This window comes from Pseudochrobactrum lubricantis, assembly GCF_041929865.1.
In the GTDB taxonomy this organism is placed as follows: Bacteria; Pseudomonadota; Alphaproteobacteria; order Rhizobiales; family Rhizobiaceae; genus Pseudochrobactrum; species Pseudochrobactrum saccharolyticum.
The window spans coordinates 957,278-976,927 of sequence record NZ_JBHEEE010000001.1; the positions used below are offsets into that span (position 1 = coordinate 957,278).

Below are 19,650 nucleotides of genomic sequence, written 5' to 3' on the forward strand. Positions count from 1 at the left end.
TATGATACGGGTAATCCTGTTTCTTGTTGTAGTCGCAGTGCTGGGGCTGGGGTTTGGCTGGCTGGCGGATCGTCCCGGTGATCTGGTGTTCACATTTGCCGGAGAGCGACACAATATTTCTCTGATGACTGCCGCCAGTATGGTTGTGGCTGCCATTGCCTGTGCCATGCTGTTGTGGTGGATCGTCAAAAATCTTATTCGCTCGCCTTATATTTTGCAGCGTCATTTTCGCGCCCGCAAGCGTGACCGTGGCTATCAGTCACTCTCAACCGGCCTGATTGCTGCCGGTGCGGGTGATGCCGAAGCGGCGCGGCGTATGAGCAAACAGGCATCCAAATTGCTGAGTGTTGATCAGGAGCCGCTGATCCGTTTGCTTGATGCGCAAACCGCTTTATTGGAAGGGCGTAAAGATGATGTGCGCCGTTATTTTGAAGAAATGATTGCGGATCCTGAAACCAAATTGCTGGGTTTGCGGGGACTATATCTCGAGGCCAGCCGTGAAGGCGTGCAGGAAGCAGCCTATCAATATGCGCAGGAAGCCAGCACGATGGCACCGCAGCTGGAATGGGCGTCGAATGCAGTGCTTGGACATAAGGTTTTGCAGGGCGATGTTACCGGTGCATTGCGGGTACTTGAGGCACGCAAGGCGGTTATTCCTTATGGCAAAGACGGTAAAGCTGCCCGTGAGACATTGAAACGCAACCGTGCGGTTTTGCTGACAGCACAGGCGATGGACAGTTTTGAAACGGATGCTGTGGCTTCCCGTGAGGCCGCGAATGAGGCGTTCAAGCTAGAACCGGAACTGATACCGGCTGCATTGATTGCTGCGCGTTGCTTGCTGCGTGACGGCAGTATCCGCAAGGGTAATCGTATTCTTGAAGCGGCATGGAAACGCGAGCCGCATCCTGAGATTGCCGAAGCCTATATTCACGGGCGCGCCGGAGATACGGCGCTTGACCGGCTGAAAAAGGCGCGCCAGCTCGCAAGTTTGCGCAGTCACCATGCGGAATCTGTTTTGATTGTTGCACGGGCTGCGCTGGATGCCGGAGAGCTGACGCTGGCACGGGAAAATGCCGAAGCTGCATTGAAGCTTAATCCGCGTGAAAGCGCTTATTTGCTGATGGCTGATATTGAAGAAGCGCAGACAGGCGATCAGGGGCGCGTGCGTGAATGGCTTGCACGGGCTGTCAAAGCGCCGCGCGATCCGGCATGGACGGCTGACGGTATTGTTTCGGACCATTGGGCACCGGCCTCGCCGGTGACAGGTCGCCTGAACGCCTTTGAATGGAAGGTGCCGTTTACGGAAATAGCGGCGGATACGTCTCCGGTTCTCGATGATGACAGTCTGAAAGAGCCGTTTTTACCCGTCACTTATTCGCGTGTGGAAGAGGCTGAGCCGGTAAACATGCCGGCTGTGAAGGAGCCGGTCTTTGCCGATGATCCTGATGATGCGGAAACTATGCCTCTTGTTGCGGATAAAACTAAAGCTGCTCCGAAGAAAATGGAACCGCAGGACAATAATCTGCGCAATGCCAAAGTAACTATTCTCACTGAGACGGGCGATAATCCTGCGGTGCAGGTCGTTAAAGATTTGCAGCCTGATAATTCTGGCACTGCGAAGGATAAGCATAGTCTGATTGTTGATGATCCGGGTGTGGCGGCAGAACATGATGTGCCGATACGCAAGGAAGGGACGTTCCGGCTGTTTTAATACTGCGTCCGGTCGGGTTTGCAGAATGAAGTCCGTTAATTCCGTTGCAAAACAGTATTTTTGTTGCAGCTTGGTGACTCTGAGAAAGATTAGAAGATACTTGTAAGACAAAACATGTCTGTATGCTTGGCATCCTTCCGGATGCTGGTCTATGTGTAAGACCTGTCAAAGGCTGTATAAGCACTGGAGCATGTATGTTTGAGCGTCTGATCAGTTTTTTCAAAGAATTGCCGGGTTTTGATCCCTCGAAGAAAAAACAAACATTCTCTGATGAAGACCCGCGTCTGGCCGCTGCTGCACTGATGTTTCATGTCATTGAAGCGGATGGTGAGCAGCACGAAAAAGAGCGCAAACGTTTGTCGGATTTGCTGTCGCAGGCTTATGATTTGCAAGGCGATGACTTGCAGGCTTTGATTAAAGCGGCAGAAGTTGCGGATCAGGAATCGATTGATCTTTATCGTTTCACCAGTGTTTTGAAACGCCATCTGGATGTGCCGGCTCGTTTGAGCTTTATCGAGGTGCTGTGGGAAATGGTTTATGCCGATGGTGATGTCGGTGAAATCGAAGATAATATTATGTGGCGTATTGCCGAGCTGATCGGTGTGGATCAGGAGCAGCGCATCGGGATTAAATTACGGGTCGCTGAGCGTGCCCGTTCAATGCGCGATGCCTTGGCTTCGATATCCATGGCTGAAGAGCAGACCAATGCAGAGGCCGAAAAGGCTGAATAAAAGCAGCGGATTTGAAAGAGTGAAGGCCGTCATTGACGGCCTTTTTTATTTGTCGCGGTCAATCAGTCTTTCGCGAGAAGACCTTTCCAGATGATTGCGCCGATAGCGGCACCGATCAGCGGAGCAACCCAGAACAACCAGAGCTGGCTGATGGCAGCTGTATCTGCGAACAGGGCTGCAGCTGTGGAGCGGGCCGGATTGACGGATGTATTGGTCACCGGAATTGAAATCAGGTGGATCAGTGTCAGACCGAGACCAATCGCGATTGGTGCAAAACCGGCCGGTGCCCGCGATGAGGTGGAGCCGAGAATAATAATCAGGAAGAAGGCAGTCAGCACGACTTCAATGGCAAGGGCTGCCCCAAGGCTATATTTGCCTGGTGAAAGATCGCCGTAGCCGTTGGAAGCGAAGCCGCCTGCGCTGAAATCAGCTTTACCGCTGGCAATAAAATACAGAATTGCAGCAGCAATAATGCCGCCGACCAGCTGTGCGATCCAGTAGGGAATGAGGTCTTTAGCCTCAAAGCGCCCGCCCAGAGTAAGGCCGAGAGTGACAGCCGGATTGAAATGTCCGCCCGAAATACCACCAACAGCATAGGCCATTGTCAGGACAGTCAGACCGAATGCCAGCGCGACACCGGCAAAGCCGATACCCAGTTCCGGAAAGGCTGCAGCGAGAACGGCGCTGCCGCAACCGCCGAAGACCAGCCAGAATGTGCCAAAACACTCTGCCGACAATTTATTCATCATGGAAGGCGTATCTTGCATGTTAATCCCCGTAGACGATTGAACAAAAATGAAATCTGCACGGAACTTATATTGCCCGCCGAATATGGACAGATTTGTCAGGATTGAACAGTCTTTTTTTGAACACAATTGGTGTAAATATTTGTCTTACAAAGAAATATTCTGTCTTATATTATAATTATTATAAAATAGGCGCAGATGTCAGGCCGAGGATAAGCAACTATCCTGTTATTAACCGGCAGCAACAGGCGGCTGGTTGCAGGATTGTGGCGGTTTTCATTTTTTCGGGCTGTTATGGTGTTTTAAAGTGTTGTACCGTCTTGGGAATTCATGAGCGGTTTCGACGCTTTATAAGGTTTCGGGATAATATTAACGGTTTCCGGAGTACCGGCTTGATGTCTAGGTTCGAGCGCCGACTGGCTTTTAATTTCAAACTGTTCTGTTTGCCTTTGGCTGCTGTGCTGGCAGGTTGCACAGGGACTGCAACGGCATGGACTGAAAAAGTCACGATTGAACAGGTTGAACTGCCAAAAGAATGCGCCGGATGGCAAAAGATTAATATGAAGCAGCGTGCTTATTACATGCTGATGCGTGATGATCCTGCGCTGATTATGGAAATCGATTCCCATAATCTTAAAGGCAAAAATCTTGGTTGCTGGCAATAGCCATATGCCGGTGTGACATAGCAGCTTCATTGAAACATGCAGGGCTGCTCAACTGATTCAGGGTAAATGATGCATCTGGATATTATAGAGCTGCAGTCATTTTATTCGACAGCATTGGGCAAACTGGCTGCTTCGGTTATTACGTCAGCACTGGATCCTTTATGGCTGCCAATGCCGCAGGAGCGGCTTGTCGGGATCGGCTATACGCTGCCTTATCTGGATCATTTTGCATCACAAGCGGAGCGTGCATTTGCTTTTATGCCTGCACGGCAGGGCGCAACCGGCTGGCCGTATGGCGAGGCGCTGAGCACGGCGCTGGTCTATGATGAGGAACTGCCTTTGCCGGATAGTTCTGTAGACCGCATCTTACTGGTACATACGCTTGAATTTTCTGAAAGCAGCGCGGAAACGCTGAAAGAAATCTGGCGTGTCTTATCACCGAACGGACAGTTGATCGTCGTCGTACCGAACCGCCGTGGTGTCTGGGCGCGTATGGAACATACGCCTTTCGGCAGCGGGCGTCCCTTCAGTCGCGGACAATTATTGCAGGCTTTCAGAGAAGCAAATTTCACACCGGGAAAAGTGGTCAATGCGCTGCATGTGCCGCCGACACGCTGGCGCTGGCTGCAACAATCATCCGGCCTGATAGAAACGGTCGGAACCCGTCTCTGGCCGTTGTTTGGCGGTGTGGTGATCGGGGAGGCGCATAAGCGTCTTTATCAGGGATTGCCAGTGCTGAAGCGTGCTTCACGCCGTGTTTTCGTGCCGGTGCTGACACCTCAGGGGACAGCACGGCAGCAGCCGGTGAAGGTGAAAATTCACGACCACCGTGAGCGCTCCGGTCAATAAACCGGATTTAAGAAATTATGCTCTAGCGTTTAAGCAGAAAAACAGCCTGCTGGCCGAGCAGGTTCCACATGCCCCATGGCAGGCTGAACGGCATACGCTCACCATTACGGTTCAGTGCCACAGCATCTTCAACTGTTGCACCAACCTCTTTGGTCATATCGACAAAATCGCGGATCGTGCAGAAGTGAATATTCGGCGTATCATACCAGCTGAACGGCAGTTCTTTGGTTACTGGCATACGGCCGCGAAACAACAGTGAACCACGCACCCGCCAGTAGCCGAAATTCGGAATGGAAACGATCGCGCGCTCGCCGATGCGCAGTAATTCGCTCAGAACCTTTTTCGGATTAAGCGTGGCCTGCAAAGTCTGCGACAGGATCACATAATCGAAGCTGGAATCGGGGTAATAGACCAGATCACGGTCAGCATCGCCTTGTATCACCGACAATCCGCGCATCAGGCACTGGTTCACACCGCTTTGCGACAATTCCACGCCGCGTCCGTCTACATTGCGGCTGTCGCGCAGCAATTGCAGCAATTCACCATCACTGCAGCCCACATCCAGAACCCGTGTTCCGGGGCGTACCAGCGAGGCGATAATATCAAAATCAACGCGGTTATGGATATGCAGGTTTTCGGTATTTTCAGCTGTGAAAAACGTCGCGTCGCCTGAACCGGCTTTGGTATCAGTCATCGGATTACAGACCTTTCGCACGGGCTGCGGAGCGGATGAAACCGTCAATGGTTGAGAAAAGAACCGGTTCATCCAGCAGGAAAGCATCGTGCCCGCGGTCGGTTTCGATTTCAACGAATGAAACAGACGCCCCTGCCGCATTCAGTGCATGGACAACGAGACGGCTCTCGGATGTCGGGAACAGCCAGTCGCTGGAGAAGGATGCAACGAAAAAGCGGGTTTTGGTACCGGAAAAAGCCGAAGCCAATAAGCCGTTATGTTCTGCTGCCATGTCGAAATAATCCATGGCACGGGTCAGATAGAGATAGGAATTGGCGTCAAAACGGTCAACGAAGCTGTTACCCTGATGGCGCAAATAGCTCTCAATCTGGAAATCAGCTTCAAAACCGAAAGTAATATTGGTGCGATCCTGCAGATTGCGCCCGAATTTACGGTGCAGTGCGGCTTCCGACAAATAGGTGATATGCGCTGCCATACGCGCAACCGACAGGCCTTTGCGCGGAACGGAGTCCGATTGCGTGAGATATTGACCGTTGAGCCACAGCGGATCGGCCATGACCGCCTGACGGCCAACCTCGTTAAAAGCGATATTCTGCGCTGACAAACGCGCGCCGCTGGCCAGAACCACAGCCGAGAAAACCTTATCGGGATAGCTTGATGCCCATTGCAGCACCTGCATACCACCAACGGAGCCGCCGACAACAGCCAGCAATTGCTCAATACCGAAATGTTCAACCAGCATTGCCTGAGCGCGCACCATGTCGCCGATCGTTATGATCGGCAGATCAAGCGCATAAGGTTTACCGGTTGCCGGATTAATGGATGCAGGGCCGGTTGAGCCCATGCAGCTGCCGATAACATTGGAACAGAGCACAAAATAACGGTCAGTATCAATCGGCTTGCCGGGGCCGACAAGCGAAGTCCACCAGCCGTCTTTGCCGGTGAGCGGATTGGTGCTGGCAACATGCTGATCGCCGGTCAGGGCATGGCAGATCAGGATGGCATTGCTCTTATCGGCATTGAGTGTGCCATAGGACTGATAAGCGAGCTGAAACGGGCTCAGAACGGAACCGCTGTCGAGCTGAAGCGGTTTGTCTTCACCAAAATACACCACAGGACTGTTCGGCTGAACAGCTTCCTGATTGCGGTTGTCTGATAGGGCGGCAGTTTCAGCTGATATCGTCATAAAACATGTCTGCGTCAGAGCATTTTCAGGTCTGTTTGCAACAAACCCAATGCCCTAATTCCCTGATTTTACGCATAATCCTCTCCGAAAGCCGATTTGTTTTTCGGGATTATGCGTTAGAATTTGTCCGGTGACCGGAACTGGATGCGGATATGCAGGCAATTTCTGCCTGTTTTGCGCATTTTTGACTGGCCGGCCGCGTTGGTGATTTCAGATATTTTTATCTGAAACTACTGCGATCTAGGGGCTAGAGGGGTTTAAAGTCAAGGTTTCTCTCGACTTGTTCTGCGATGCGGTTTATGCCGCTAAAGTCATTCGGTTTCAGCGGGAATATTTCGCTGGTCACAAACCGGCAAATGTTACTGCAATGCTGTTTCCGTACATAATCTCTATCAACAATACAGGCTCTTAATATTGGATAAGAATGATGAACGATTTCGCGAAAGCTCAACGCCCGACACCTAAAGCCGGCGTCATGGATATTGCTGCTTATGTTCCTGGCAAAGCCACCGTTCACGGTGTTGCCAAAGTGCACAAGCTGTCTGCCAATGAAAGCCCGCTGGGTGCAAGCCCGCATGCTGTTGAAGCCTATCGTGCAACCGATCATTATCTGAGCTCTTATCCGGACGGCGAAGTCATTGCGCTGCGTCAGGCTATTGCGGAAACGCAAGGCCTGAATATTGAGAATATTCTCTGCGGCAATGGTTCGGATGAATTGCTTGGCTTGCTGTGCCAGACCTATCTGGCACCGGGCGATGAAGCGATTTTTACCGATCACGGCTTTCTGGTCTATAAAATCCAGACATTGGCGGCTGGTGCAAAACCGGTAATCGTGAAAGAAAAGGACACGGTGATTGATGTGGATGCGGTGCTTGCTGCGGTCACAGACAAGACCAAGGTTGTTTTCATCACCAATCCGGGCAATCCGACCGGCACGTATGTCCCGTTTGAGGAAGTGAAACGCCTGCATGCCGGCCTGCCGCCGCATGTTCTGCTGGTGCTGGATGCGGCCTATGCGGAATATGTGCGCAAGAATGATTATGAGGCCGGTGTGGCGCTGGTTTCTGCGAGCGATAATGTGGTGATGACCCGCACATTTTCGAAGATTCACGGCCTGCCTGCGCTGCGCATCGGCTGGATGTATGCGCCACTGCATGTCACAGACGCGGTGAACCGTGTGCGCGGACCTTTCAACATGAACAGCGCGGCAATTGCTGCCGGTACTGCGGCGATCCGCGACCGCGATCATGTGCAGAAAGCCTGCGCGTTCAATGCGGAATGGGCGCAGTGGCTGACAGACGAGTTCACCAAGCTCGGTCTGAAAGTTACGCCATCGGTCACCAATTTCCTGCTGGTGCATTTCCCTGACACACAGAACAAGTCTGCCGCTAAAGCTGACGAATATCTGCAGTCCAAGGGATATATTCTGCGTCGCGTAACATCCTATGGCTTCCCTGAAGCCCTGCGGATGAGCATCGGCTCGGAAGAAGCCAATCGCGGCGTGATTGCCGCTCTCACAGAATTTTTGAAGTCTTGATATGTCTGATATTCATTTTAATAAAATTGCGCTGATCGGTATTGGTCTGATCGGTTCGTCGCTGGCTCGTGTCATCCGCCGTGAAGGTCTGGCCGGTCATATTGCTATTGCTACCCGCAGTGCGGAAACGCTGAAACGCGCGGAAGAATTGGGGCTGGGCGACAGCTACACGACGGATAATGCTGAAGTTGTCCGCGATGCCGATCTGGTGATTGTCTCCGTGCCTGTGGGCTCGTCTGGTCTGGTTGCCAGCCAGATTGCCGGCAGCCTCAAAGCCGGTGCGATTGTCACCGATGTGGGCTCCACTAAAGGCTCGGTGATTGCGCAGATGCAGCCGGAATTGCCGGATCATGTGCATTTCATTCCGGGACACCCGATTGCCGGTACCGAATATTCAGGGCCGGATGCAGGCTTTGCCGATCTGTTTATCAACCGCTGGTGCATTCTCACACCGCTGCCCGATACGGATGCAGATGCAGATGCGCTGGCAAAGCTCAATGCATTTTGGGAAGCCTGCGGTTCCAAAACAGACCAGATGGATCCGCAGCATCATGATCTGGTGCTGGCGATTGTTTCGCATCTGCCGCATATCATTGCCTATAATATTGTTGGCACGGCCAATGATCTGGAGAAGGTAACGGAGTCGGAAGTGATTAAATATTCCGCTTCCGGTTTCCGTGACTTTACCCGTCTTGCGGCATCTGATCCGACAATGTGGCGCGATGTTTGCCTGCATAATAAGGATGCTATTCTGGAAATGCTGGGGCGTTTTTCGGAAGATCTGGCTTCGTTGCAGCGGGCAATCCGCTGGAGTGACGGCGATGCCTTGTTTGACCTGTTTACGCGTACCCGCGCAATCCGCCGCGGTATTATTGATGCCGGTCAGGAAGTGGATGCGCCGAACTTTGGCCGCGAAGCTGCAAGCAAGCCAACAAAATAATGCGAAGCTGCAAGCAAGCCTAAAGTCTGATCTAAAAGTCGTTATACTTGGCTGCAAATGGCAATTTCTGCGCTTGCCTAGGCTCATGTACATTTAAGTACACTGCGCTCCGGTTCTCGAAATCACCATTTTCGCTGTGGTATAACGCTTTTTGCTTCAGACTTTGCGTTGGAGTTTTTTATTAGAGTAGTGGCAACCGTCCCAGCGGGATAAAGCCGGCGCTGATTTTGCCTTCTTTGATGACTACCGGAACAATCGTTGCTCCTGTTTCATCTTTCGGCATGGAGCCGAGAGCAAAAACCACCGTATTGATATTTTTAGCCTGATCGGGAAAGGCGGCCTGCAATGTCTGGCCGATTGCCGGAGCATTGGTCAGACGGATTTTCAGATCCGCATTGGCCAGCCCTTCGCTGTCGACAGCAAGCGGGCCGCTGATGCTGATGCTGGCGCCGGAAGGCAGCAGAAACAGCATCTGATTAAGCTGCAAGGATTTTCCGCGCAGCAGACTGCCGTTTTCATCCGGCTCTTTGAAGGCCGCGAGGCTTGCCGGAGAGGTGATATCAATCAGACCGTCGAGCTCCGGCAGGGCAGCCAGAGATTTGTCACCGGTGAGGCGCAGATCATCAAAGGTCATTTTGGCCTGAAGCGGCTCTTCAAGACTGTTGAGATCAAATTGCAGGCCGAGGAGGGAAAGTGTTGCCGGTGCAGCCGCATTTTCAGCGGTCACAGTTTGCACGCGCAGATTATCGGCACTGAGGCTGATATTCTGTGGTGAGCGACCATCAATGCGCGCAGATGCTTTGAGATTATCCCAATCTGCTTTCAACGGGTCAGCGCCGGACATGGCAAGTGCCGCAGGGCCGGTGAGCTGTGTCTGCACCGTGCGGAAAGAGAACAGGGAAGCGCCGACATTTACAGCACTGGTTGCTGCATTCAGCGTCTGATCTTTGTCACGGAAGTTAAAGCCGGAACAGCTTATATACATGGAGAAGGGATAGCCGCGTGCCGAGAGGGACTGACATTCCAGCGTTTCGCCCTGACCGGCAGTATTGGCAAGCTCAGTGCGAACGCGGTCTTTGGCCATGGAAGCGAGATAAAACCAGCCCGCCGTGTATAAAATGACGATGACCAGAGCAAAGAGAATGCCCCATGTCATGCGTTTTGAGCTTTGCGGGTTAGGACGCGATTTAGCTACCATAGCTATGCCTCTCAGATTTCAAAGGGCATTCTGCTGACAGGGCAGAAGAACTCTTCTATAATCTTTTTATTCACAATGCCGCGCTGACAACACATCATGCGGTATTGTTTTGCAGATAAAAGTCATTCGGCGGTACATTTTTCTACACAAAACCATGCCGGAAAAATGTTTGCCTGTTGGGAAATGCGGGACACAGAGTGTAAACTATATGCCTGTGCATTCTATGCATTATATGAATTTGGCGAGACAAGCAAAAGCAAACAAATGACCCCAATGGATAGTTCACACACGGATTTCGTGTTCCAGAATAATGTGGCTGATTCCGGTTCTGACTTCTGGGTATTCGGTTACGGGTCACTGATGTGGCGGCCGGGTTTTGACAGTGCCGAGAATATTCCGGCGCTGCTGACAGGCTTCAGCCGGTCTTTATGCATCTATTCTCATGTTTATCGCGGTACGCCTGAATTGCCGGGGCTGGTGCTGGGTCTGAACAGCGGCGGCTTCTGTCACGGGCAGGCATTTCGCGTGACAGCGGACAACAGACTACCGGTGATGAACTATCTGCGTGAACGTGAACAGATCAGCGGAGTCTATGTGGAAAAATGGCTGACGGTTGAGCTGGCAGACGGCCGTGATGTCGAGGCGCTGGTCTATGTGGCCGATCCCTTGCATAAACAATATGCAGGCGGGCTCAGTGCTGAGGATATGGCTTTGCTTGTCCGGCGTGCCAGCGGTCAGGCCGGCCCAAACCGCGATTATGTTGCCAATACTGCCCGTCATTTGCAGGCAATGGATATCAGGGATGAGCGGCTGGAAGCTGTTTTAAAGCTGCTGGACAGCCATGCGGACTGACAGGATTGCAGGTTTGTCCAATCTTTGTCTGGTCTTTACCTGCCTTTGATTGACTTTTTCCGGCCGGTGATCTTGTGAATGGCAAGAGCGCTGTTTAAATGTGTCTCATCCTTTGCCCGTGCTAATCATACACCGGTGCAATGAACAGTCCGTCTGAGTAGGAGACATTTATGCTCGCAATTTTGCGCACCGTTGATCTGGCGCTGGATATTTATACCTGGATCATCATTGCCAGTGCGGTGTTTTCCTGGCTGTATGCTTTTAACGTGGTCAATTCCCGCAACCGCTTTGTCGCCTCGATCGGCGAGTTTCTCTACAAGGTGACAGAACCGGCACTGCGTCCGATCCGCAAGATTTTGCCGGATCTCGGGGGGATTGATATTTCGCCGATTGTTCTGCTGCTGGCGATCTTTTTTATCCGCCAGTTCATGTGGACGACATTGGCTCCGATGCTCTTAAGCTAATCAATAAAAAACCCGCTTGAAAGCGGGTTTTTTATTATCTGTGATTGAAAATCCGGCCACTTGGGAGACTGGCCAGTTTTGCAATTATTTCGCGTTTTTAGCGCGTTCGATCGCTTCAACGATGAATTTACGTGCGTAATCTTCGTCGCCCCAGTCACCGATCTTTACCCATTTGCCTGGCTCCAGATCTTTGTAATGTTCAAAGAAATGAGCAATCTGCTGCAGAGTGATTTCCGGCAGATCGGTGTAGTTATGAACTTTTTCATAACGACGGGTCAGCTTTGGTGACGGTACGGCGATGATTTTTTCATCTTTACCGGCATTGTCTTCCATCACGAGAACGCCGATCGGGCGAACATTGATGACGCAGCCCGGAATCAGCGGACGGGTGTTGCAAACCAGAACGTCAATCGGGTCGCCATCTTCCGACAGAGTGTGCGGAACAAAGCCGTAATTGCCCGGATAGGTCATTGGTGTGTAGAGAAAACGGTCGACGATCAGAGCGCCGGCGCTTTTGTCCATCTCGTATTTGATCGGATGACCACCGACCGGTACTTCGATAATGACGTTAACGTCTTCAGGAGGGTTGGAGCCGATGGAAATGGCATCGATATTCATGGGCGTGTCCTTTCATTTGGCGTTCTGATATCGGTTTTCGTGAAACCGTGCAACAAAAACGCAATTTCAGATAAAGCGGCTTATTGTCATGTTCGTGAAATTCTGAGCGCTGTTATGCCTTTGTTTCAGCCTCATTGCGCTGCGCCTGCAATTCCGCGAGGCGGGCTTTGGCTGTCGGCGGCATAGGCGGCGCATTTTTATCCTGTGAGGCCTGTACCAGAAATTCGTCACAAGCTGTTTCTGTGGCTTCAATCAGGCGCTGCAAAAAGACTTCCTTATCCAGACCCGCTTCAATCGGTGGCAAAATACGGCAACGGATGGTGCCGGGATAGCGCAAGAATTTACGGCGCGGCCAGTACAGACCGGCATTATGGGCAATCGGTACGACCGGCAGGCCGAGATTGGCATAGAGATGGACGACACCATATTTATAGGCCGGCGGCGCACCGGGTGCGCGGCGTGTGCCCTCCGGATAGATCATGATCTGGCGCCCGTCAGCAATGGCTTCCTGCGTGCCGCCGGAAATGGAATGCAAAGCCTTGATCCCCGTACCGCGATCAACAGGGATCATTTTCATTTTCTTCAGATACCAGCCGAATAGCGGAATACGCATCAGGTCGCGTTTGAGAATATAAACCGGATCGGGCGTGTAAGATAAAAACGCATAAACATCCCAGAAAGACTGGTGTTTTGGTGCGCAAATATAGGCGCCTTCCGGCAGGTTTTCTGCCCCTTCGACCACAAAATCGGTGCCGACAATATATTTTTGCAGAAACAGATTGGAGCGTGCCCAGAATTTAGGGACGATCCATGCTTTTTTGCGCGGCAAAATCAAAGTGAGCGGTAAAAACAGGATCATCTGTATGATCAGACTGATATAGAAAGCCAGATTAAACAGCACTGACCGGATGACTATGATCATATCTTGTATCAGCCTTTTAATACGTGCATGACAGGTAAAATCGCTCGGTTTTCAACAGAGCGGTTCTTCAAATAGAAGAAAAATCAGCGCTTATCAATTCCGGACATCATTGCGTATCGATCAGCAACTTGTGTTTTAATCATTTTGGCTGAGACTGATATGCGCAAGAGCGCCAATATATTTGACATATTCGGTAAATAACACGCGCAGCGTATCGCCCTGACGCATCCAGTTGTTGTTTTTCAGATCGCTGTTAATGACCGGATAGGGCAGGAGTTCGACATTACCGACCTGCCGCGACAATTCCAGAATTGAGCGCGGAATGTGATAATTATTGGTTACAATGAATATGCGCTTGTAATTATGCTGTTTAATCCATTTGGCGCTTTCAACCGCATTGCCGATTGTGTTGAGTGCCGTACGATCGAGATCTACGCAGCAGGCAAATAAAGCCGGATCCGTTCTGGTAACACGCTGCAAGGCCTCGCGTTTGGTAGACGGATGAACACCGCTGATCAGCAGCCGTTCGCCGCGTTTCTCTGCCAGCAGTTCCAGTGCGACTTCAATACGGGATTTTCCGCCGGTCAGAACGATAATCGCATCGGCTTTCTGATCGGCAGGTGGTGCCTGTAAATTGCTGACATGCTCGCTGAAAATGACAAATCCGATGCCGAGAGCGACGATCAGCGAGAACAGGACAACGGCGACCGGCGGAATGCGTCTGCGCAGACGCTTCAGCCAATGGCGAATAAAGCCGTCTTTAGAGACATGCACGGATGCTTCGCGGCCGGTTGTTTCTGCCGGTCGTTCGTCATTCTGCCGGTTTTGTTCCGCAGTGTCTGAAGCATTGTTTTGCACATGCATTGCCGTTTGGCCTGTTCATTTTCTTGTATCAGCGCAGATTGCTGTAACCTGCGCAAATCAGTCTTATAGTATAGAGCAGACAGGACAGCGGAGGAAACTGCTTTGTCCGCTGACTGCCCTAATCTTTGCTGCCGCTGATACTGTCCATATCTTTGAGCTGCCGGATCACGGTCAGACGGCTGGTCAGCATTGTGAGAATGCTGACAATGATAATTGTGGCAGCAATGCCGATATAGCCTTCGCGTCCGATGGCAAAACTGCCAAACAAAGCTGCGGCCTGATCGCCTTCCGGCGTTGCCAGATTGCGGCTGGTCCACCAGGAAACAATCAAAAATACCAGCAAGGCTGCCGCGCCGCCGTAGCAGGCACCTTTGAGTGCTGTACGGAAGAAATGCCATTCAAATTCACGGGCAACAAAGCGGGCTTCAGCACCGATAAAATGCAGCACTTCAATAATATGGCTGTTTCCGGCCATCGCGCCACGCGTGGCAAAAATCACGGTCAGCACTGTGGCAGACAGCATCAGAAACAAGACACCCATACCGATCAGTACGGTTGTGTGCGCCATGGAAACCAGACGATCCACCCATGTGCGATGATCGTCAAAACTGGCACCGGGAATATTTTTCTGCAATTCCGAGCGCAGAGTTTCAAAATCCGGTGGATTTTGCTCGTCAATTGTCACCACCACGAGGCGGGGTACCGGTAATTCGTCAATGTCCAGACCTGTACCGAGCCATGGCTCCAGCAGGCGTGCTGTAGCTGCACGGTCAACAATATTGGTGCCTGTGACACCGGCAAAACCGGAAGCAATCTGACTGGCTTGTGCGAGGGCAGCTTCCATATCCTGACCGTCGACCGGCCGGATCTGAATTGTTGCTTCACGTGAAATCTGGCTCTGCCATTGGGCTGCCGATGCGCGCACCAGACTAACCCCGCCGATAGTGATGCAGGCGAGAAAGGTCATAATCGCGATAACGGTAATCAGCGTGGTGCCGGAAACACTGACCGGCGGTACAATCGGCGTTGGTCCGCGTTTTTCCCGTTTGCGCTTGCCCAGCAGTTCCAGAAAAATCCCGTGATAATGATCAATCGTTGCACGCAGGTCAGCCATAAATATCCAGCCTTCCCTGATCGAGAATCATACGGCGCGCATCCACCTGATCCATCAATGTCAGATCATGGGTGGCGATAATCACTGCAGTGCCGGAACGGTTAAGTTCCGCGAACAGGCGCAACAGGCGGCGTGCCAGCGGCGGGTCCACATTACCGGTTGGCTCATCGGCCAGCAGAATTTCCGGCTGGTCAATCAGCGCTCGGGCAATGGCGGCACGTTGTTTTTCACCGCCGGACAGAACCGGAGGCAGCACATGCATACGATCACCGAGACCAACCCACTGCATCAGTTCCTGCACTTCATGGCGGTAGGTTGCTTCTTCTTTGCCGCGAACACGCAATGGCAATGAAACATTCTCATAGGTCGTCATATGGTCGAGCAGGCGAAAATCCTGAAAGACGATGCCGATACGGCGGCGCAGCAACGGAATTTCACTGCGCTGCATTGTGGAGATGTCTTTGCCGAAAATCGTAATCAGGCCGCGTGTCGGTTTCAGCGCCATGAAAAGCAGGCGCATCAGCGATGTTTTACCGGCACCTGACGGGCCGGTCAGAAACTGAAAGGAGCGCGGCGGAATATGAAAGGAAACATCCCGCAGGATTTCCGATCCCATGCCGTACCGTAATCCTACATTTTCAAAGCGAATCACTGATTATTTTCCCGATGTTTTTGCCGGTTTTCTTATGGTTGCCGAACATTGACCCTTGTGGTTAATCTCGCGTTAATCTGCATGCAAGTTTGGCATTTTGAGGTTGAAAAAAGAATAGAAATTTTATGGCTCTTTGTGCACAGACCTGCTGTGTGTAACCGGATAAAACGCAGATTTGATGCGGAACAGGCGTAAATAATGTAAAACTGCCCTTTCAGCAAAAGGCGTAGTACTGTAACAGCTACTTTTTTCTTGCCGGAGATATTTCGGTATAATCGGATTTAGACCGGAGACGTGTTTATGCCTTATGTAGGTGGCAGAAATCTTGAAGTTCTGTTCAGTGCGGAGCAGATTGCAGAACGCAATCGTGAACTGGCGCAAAAAATTGCCGAGCGTAAGCTGGAACGGCCGCTGGCAGTTTCTATCCTCAAAGGCTCATTCATTTTTGCGGCAGACCTGATCCGCGCCATGCATGATGCCGGTGTTGAGCCGGATGTGGAATTCATTACTGTCTCCAGCTATGGCGCAGGCACAAAGGGCGGCGAAATCCGTCTGGTGCGCGATATCGACAGCGATGTTGAAGGCCGCGATATTCTACTGATTGATGATATTCTTGAATCCGGCAAAACACTGAATTTTGTGCGTGAACTGATGATGTCACGCGGCGCACGCAGTGTGAGTATTGCCGTGCTGCTGGACAAGCCGGGTCACCGTAAGCTTGATCTTTATGCGGATTTCACAGCTTTTGAATGTCCGGATTATTTCGTTGTCGGCTATGGCATGGATGTGGCGCATTCTTTCCGCCAGCTGCCTTATGTCGGCCGCGTTATGGATGAGCAGGAATAAGCTTCCGACCATTCGCTGAATTTAAAAAGCCGCTCATGATTATGAGTGGCTTTTTTATGAAATAGAGTAGTTCCAGTTAAGTCTGAATTTTTGGAACCGCTCTATCCTTTTGTTTTGCGCATTATCCAACGCAAAACCGCTTCGCACTTTTTCTGGAAATGCTTTATTGATCGCGTTTCAGCAGACGTTCCAGATAGTCTTTTTCCTGCTGGGGACTGAGTGCATCGCCGAGTTTTTTGCGGATTTCATCAAGAATGCGGCGGGCTTTCTGGATATCAATCTGGTTCGGCAGCTGATTGCCGGTGCCTTCCGAACTGCCCTGACCGGTTTGACGCCCTAACGGATCCTGACCTTCACCGGTTTGCTGCCCCTGACCTTCACCCTGCGCCTGCTGCAATTGCTGCATCATGGAGCGGGCACCGCGGCGCAAGGCATCAAGCGCCTCGGCCTGCTGATCTGTGGCCTGTCCGCTTTCGCCATTGCCCAGCGAGCGGCCTGCACGCCCCATGGAGTTCAGCGCCTGATCCATTTCTTTCGAGGATTCCAGCCCTTGTTGTTTTAGCTGGTCTGTCAGCGCATTCAGCTCATTTTGCAAGTCGCGCTGCTGCTGCTGTAAATCTTTCAGAGCCTGTTCTGTTTCCTGACGGGACTGGCCGTTTTGCGGGCGCTGCTCTCCTTCGCCGTCATAATTGAAATCATCAGACTGTTCCTGCAATTGCTGATCCAGCTTGAAAGTTTCGTTCATCAGCTCCTGCTGACGGCGCATCAGATCACCGAGCTTATTCAGCTGTTGCTGTGCGCCGCTGCCTTGTCCCTGACCTTGGCCTTGACCGCTACCCTGACCTTGCTGAGCACTCTGACCAGGCTGGAGATTGTTGAGCATTTCCTGCAATTGCGACAGCATCTGCTGAGCTTCCGCATGATTGCCGGAACGGGCAAGATCTTCAATCTGCTGCATCATCCGGTCAATATCGCGCTGGCTGAGCACGCGGGTATTGGGATTATTCTGGGCGTTTTTATTCGGATTAGTTTGCTGACGGCGCGCCATTTCGTTTAAGTATCGGTTCATGGCTTCGCGCAATTCTTTCGTCAGACGGGCAATTTCCTCAGGACTGGCATTATTCTGCAATGCCTGACTTAACGCCTCCTGCGCTGCACGCAGGGCTTTTTCCGCATCGGAAAGCTGACCATCTTCAATGCCGCGCGCGACATTCCACATATAGCTGACAATCTCGCGCAGCTCCCCATCATTGCGCGCCAGTTTCAGACGTTCCCGCACAGAGCGCAGACCCAGAAAATGGCTGACATTGGCAATGGTGGTCTGCGGATGCATGGTGAGCGCATCCAGCATTTGCACAACAGGTGTTTTCTGATTGCTGTCGAGCGCCAGCACCTGACGCTGTTCGGCAATGGCGCGTGCCAGCGGATTGATAAACGGGCGTTGCGGCAGCACAAAACGGATTTCTTTGCTTGTGCCTGTCTGGCCTGCATCATCAATCGCCTGCAATTGCAGGGAGACATATTTGCCAGCCCACGGATGCATAGTCAGATCCTGAAGGGCTGTGGTCTCGTCCGTGCTGTTTTTGCCGCGCTTGGGTATAGTCAGCCGTAGTTCCGGCGCGTCTGTCAGCGATTGCGCGCTTTCTTCCGGCTGTTCCAGCAGTTTGATGACAGGCTGTAATTTAGTCACGCCATAGTCATCGCCAGCTTTATAGTGCAGTTCCAATGTGCCGTTCAGCGCATAGGTCGGATTGCGGGTAAAATCGACGACGGGCGGCGTATCCGGCGTGATGTTAAACTGCCACGCCTGACGACGTGAACCGGCCTGCAGACTGGCAGCGACCGTTTTATTCAGAAGCAGTTCAAAATTGGTGCTGTCTTGTGTTTTCGCTGTACCGGAAGCCGGTTTGGCCTCAACAGAATAGGCTTTGCCGTCCTGACCGGTCATAGTCAATTGATTGCGTGTACTGCCGCTGATCTGAACGCTGAGAATACTGCCCTGAGGCACATCCAGCGGTTTTACATCTGTATTGGCATTCAAAAAGACCGGTGCTTTGCCCGTATAGGCGGGTGGCGTAATCCATGCATCAATGCGGCCTTCCGGCCCTGCAAAGCCTTCAGGCGGGTTCCACAGATCACTGATTTTACCGGACGACGGGCTGAAGGAATAAGCTGCGGTTGAAGCAAACAGCAGAATGACAAATGTGCGCAGGGCATAAGGATCGCGCTGCGGAATATCGGGATGGGGCAGAAATCCGTGCAGCCTGTCCGTCAGCGCGGCCATACGCTTGCGGTGTTCTTGCCAGAGCGCCTGTGCCAGCGGATCGTCACTCTGTCCGGCAAGCTGGTCGTCGCTCAGTTGCAACGGGTTGTGCTGCAAGCCGTTTTCACGCTCTATACGGCTGTTGACCGTCTGATCGTCCGGCAATTGAAAATGCCGGAAACGGAAAAGCGCATAGGCATAGGCCAATATAAAAGCGGCAGACAGCGTGAAATGCAGCCAGCGCGGCATGGCCTGAAACAGACCGAGCCAGGCCAGGCTGGCTAATAATGCCGTTAAAAGCAAAACCGGTAATATCAACGGCCATAAACGCTCAAAGCACAAGACCAATGCCGCTTTGATCCGCAGACGATAAAGCCTGCGGTCTGCGTTTTCAAAAGATCTGGTGTCCGGTTCAGGCATTCAATATCCGGTTCTGTATCTTAGCGCAGTTAAATTGACTGAATTTAACCTCAGCGAACATGCGGCTGCTCAAAAAATCTGAAGCGGACGCAGTGGATAGGTTGAAATGCGACCCGCTTTAAATCAGCTTATCCAGAATAAATGGTTTTTCTTCGACAGCTTTTTTATCCGGTTTGCGCCAGTCATCATGCACTGTCGCATTTGGCGGGGCTTCCAGTGCGCCACGACGGCCGCAGCCGGATACAATGCTGCCAACGGCAACAAGCATAATCACAGAGGTCATGAATACGCGGCTATTCATCAAAAAATATCCTGAAACTGGTGGTTGGCCACAAAGCCGTGAGTAATTTTCGCTGACAGTTTTAGCTGAATTACCGG

At 51.9% G+C, this 19,650-nt stretch carries 20 protein-coding genes; 9 read left to right on the top strand and 11 right to left on the bottom strand.

All coding sequences use genetic code 11. From position 1 onward, the window contains the following. Position 1: 1 nt before the first annotated feature. On the top strand, positions 2 to 1,711 hold the full coding sequence (locus JNC80_RS04190; RefSeq protein WP_376709581.1) for a heme biosynthesis protein HemY: 1,710 nt from the start codon (positions 2 to 4) through the stop codon (positions 1,709 to 1,711). 194 nt (positions 1,712 to 1,905) lie between these two features. Next, complete coding sequence (locus tag JNC80_RS04195) at positions 1,906 to 2,442, top strand: tellurite resistance TerB family protein (protein ID WP_022709665.1); 537 nt, start codon at positions 1,906 to 1,908, stop codon at positions 2,440 to 2,442. A 62-nt stretch (positions 2,443 to 2,504) separates the two neighbouring features. On the opposite strand, the gene aqpZ is transcribed toward JNC80_RS04195, so the two are convergent. Beyond that, positions 2,505 to 3,191, bottom strand: coding sequence for an aquaporin Z (aqpZ, locus tag JNC80_RS04200; protein WP_028233318.1), 687 nt, complete (start codon positions 3,189 to 3,191; stop codon positions 2,505 to 2,507). 392 nt (positions 3,192 to 3,583) lie between these two features. Here aqpZ and JNC80_RS04205 point away from each other — a divergent pair, with 392 nt between their 5' ends. Both JNC80_RS04205 and JNC80_RS04210 read left to right on the top strand, forming a co-directional pair. Continuing rightward, positions 3,584 to 3,853 carry a hypothetical protein gene (locus JNC80_RS04205; RefSeq protein WP_075653856.1) on the top strand — a complete coding sequence of 90 codons (270 nt, stop codon included), beginning with the start codon at positions 3,584 to 3,586 and terminating at the stop codon, positions 3,851 to 3,853. A gap of 69 nt (positions 3,854 to 3,922) precedes the next feature. After that, complete coding sequence (locus JNC80_RS04210; protein ID WP_376709648.1) at positions 3,923 to 4,702, top strand: methyltransferase domain-containing protein; 780 nt, start codon at positions 3,923 to 3,925, stop codon at positions 4,700 to 4,702. A gap of 22 nt (positions 4,703 to 4,724) precedes the next feature. Here the strand turns inward: JNC80_RS04210 and metW are convergent, their stop codons facing one another. Together metW and metX are read right to left on the bottom strand one after the other, a co-directional pair. Next, on the bottom strand, positions 4,725 to 5,396 hold the full coding sequence (metW, locus tag JNC80_RS04215; RefSeq protein ID WP_220158698.1) for a methionine biosynthesis protein MetW: 672 nt from the start codon (positions 5,394 to 5,396) through the stop codon (positions 4,725 to 4,727). Positions 5,397 to 5,400: 4 nt separating this feature from the next. Continuing rightward, positions 5,401 to 6,582 carry a homoserine O-acetyltransferase MetX gene (gene metX / locus JNC80_RS04220; protein WP_225685374.1) on the bottom strand — a complete coding sequence of 394 codons (1,182 nt, stop codon included), beginning with the start codon at positions 6,580 to 6,582 and terminating at the stop codon, positions 5,401 to 5,403. Positions 6,583 to 7,009: 427 nt separating this feature from the next. On the opposite strand from metX, the gene hisC reads away from it, so the two are divergent. Both hisC and JNC80_RS04230 read left to right on the top strand, forming a co-directional pair. Next, positions 7,010 to 8,119, top strand: coding sequence for a histidinol-phosphate transaminase (gene hisC / locus JNC80_RS04225; RefSeq protein ID WP_376709649.1), 1,110 nt, complete (start codon positions 7,010 to 7,012; stop codon positions 8,117 to 8,119). Position 8,120: 1 nt separating this feature from the next. Beyond that, positions 8,121 to 9,059, top strand: a complete 939-nt coding sequence (locus JNC80_RS04230; protein WP_376709582.1) for a prephenate/arogenate dehydrogenase family protein — start codon at positions 8,121 to 8,123, stop codon at positions 9,057 to 9,059. 181 nt (positions 9,060 to 9,240) lie between these two features. On the opposite strand, the gene JNC80_RS04235 is transcribed toward JNC80_RS04230, so the two are convergent. Next, the gene (locus JNC80_RS04235; protein ID WP_376709583.1) at positions 9,241 to 10,257 is read right to left on the bottom strand and encodes a DUF2125 domain-containing protein; all 1,017 of its coding nucleotides are present in this window, start codon (positions 10,255 to 10,257) and stop codon (positions 9,241 to 9,243) included. Positions 10,258 to 10,569: 312 nt separating this feature from the next. Between JNC80_RS04235 and JNC80_RS04240 the strand changes: the two genes are divergently transcribed. Together JNC80_RS04240 and JNC80_RS04245 are read left to right on the top strand one after the other, a co-directional pair. Next, positions 10,570 to 11,109 (top strand): gamma-glutamylcyclotransferase, encoded by a 540-nt coding sequence (locus tag JNC80_RS04240; RefSeq protein ID WP_376709650.1) that lies wholly within the window; start codon positions 10,570 to 10,572, stop codon positions 11,107 to 11,109. Positions 11,110 to 11,279: 170 nt separating this feature from the next. After that, a complete protein-coding gene (locus JNC80_RS04245; RefSeq protein ID WP_022709656.1) occupies positions 11,280 to 11,573 on the top strand; it encodes a YggT family protein in 294 nt (97 codons plus the stop codon). A gap of 84 nt (positions 11,574 to 11,657) precedes the next feature. Here the strand turns inward: JNC80_RS04245 and ppa are convergent, their stop codons facing one another. The 5 genes from ppa to ftsE all read right to left on the bottom strand — a co-directional run bounded on the left by ppa (position 11,658) and on the right by ftsE (position 15,743). Then, a complete protein-coding gene (gene ppa / locus JNC80_RS04250; protein ID WP_022709655.1) occupies positions 11,658 to 12,191 on the bottom strand; it encodes an inorganic diphosphatase in 534 nt (177 codons plus the stop codon). A gap of 112 nt (positions 12,192 to 12,303) precedes the next feature. Beyond that, positions 12,304 to 13,113: a lysophospholipid acyltransferase family protein gene (locus tag JNC80_RS04255; RefSeq protein WP_022709654.1), complete on the bottom strand. Its 810-nt coding sequence runs from the start codon at positions 13,111 to 13,113 to the stop codon at positions 12,304 to 12,306. Between the two features lie 135 nt (positions 13,114 to 13,248). Further along, the gene (locus tag JNC80_RS04260) at positions 13,249 to 13,971 is read right to left on the bottom strand and encodes a YdcF family protein (protein WP_245293535.1); all 723 of its coding nucleotides are present in this window, start codon (positions 13,969 to 13,971) and stop codon (positions 13,249 to 13,251) included. Between the two features lie 124 nt (positions 13,972 to 14,095). Beyond that, on the bottom strand, positions 14,096 to 15,091 hold the full coding sequence (locus tag JNC80_RS04265) for a cell division protein FtsX (protein WP_022709652.1): 996 nt from the start codon (positions 15,089 to 15,091) through the stop codon (positions 14,096 to 14,098). After that, entirely contained in the window at positions 15,084 to 15,743 is a 660-nt protein-coding gene (gene ftsE, locus JNC80_RS04270) for a cell division ATP-binding protein FtsE (RefSeq protein ID WP_033315839.1), read from the bottom strand. Before ftsE ends, JNC80_RS04265 begins: the two co-directional genes overlap by 8 nt. Positions 15,744 to 16,043: 300 nt before the next feature. On the opposite strand from ftsE, the gene hpt reads away from it, so the two are divergent. Continuing rightward, positions 16,044 to 16,589, top strand: a complete 546-nt coding sequence (gene hpt, locus JNC80_RS04275) for a hypoxanthine phosphoribosyltransferase (RefSeq protein WP_022709650.1) — start codon at positions 16,044 to 16,046, stop codon at positions 16,587 to 16,589. 163 nt (positions 16,590 to 16,752) lie between these two features. Here the strand turns inward: hpt and JNC80_RS04280 are convergent, their stop codons facing one another. Both JNC80_RS04280 and JNC80_RS04285 read right to left on the bottom strand, forming a co-directional pair. Next, positions 16,753 to 19,272 (bottom strand): TIGR02302 family protein, encoded by a 2,520-nt coding sequence (locus JNC80_RS04280; protein ID WP_376709584.1) that lies wholly within the window; start codon positions 19,270 to 19,272, stop codon positions 16,753 to 16,755. Positions 19,273 to 19,390: 118 nt separating this feature from the next. Next, the gene (locus JNC80_RS04285) at positions 19,391 to 19,573 is read right to left on the bottom strand and encodes a lipoprotein (RefSeq protein WP_022709648.1); all 183 of its coding nucleotides are present in this window, start codon (positions 19,571 to 19,573) and stop codon (positions 19,391 to 19,393) included. Between the last annotated feature and the right edge of the window lie 77 nt (positions 19,574 to 19,650).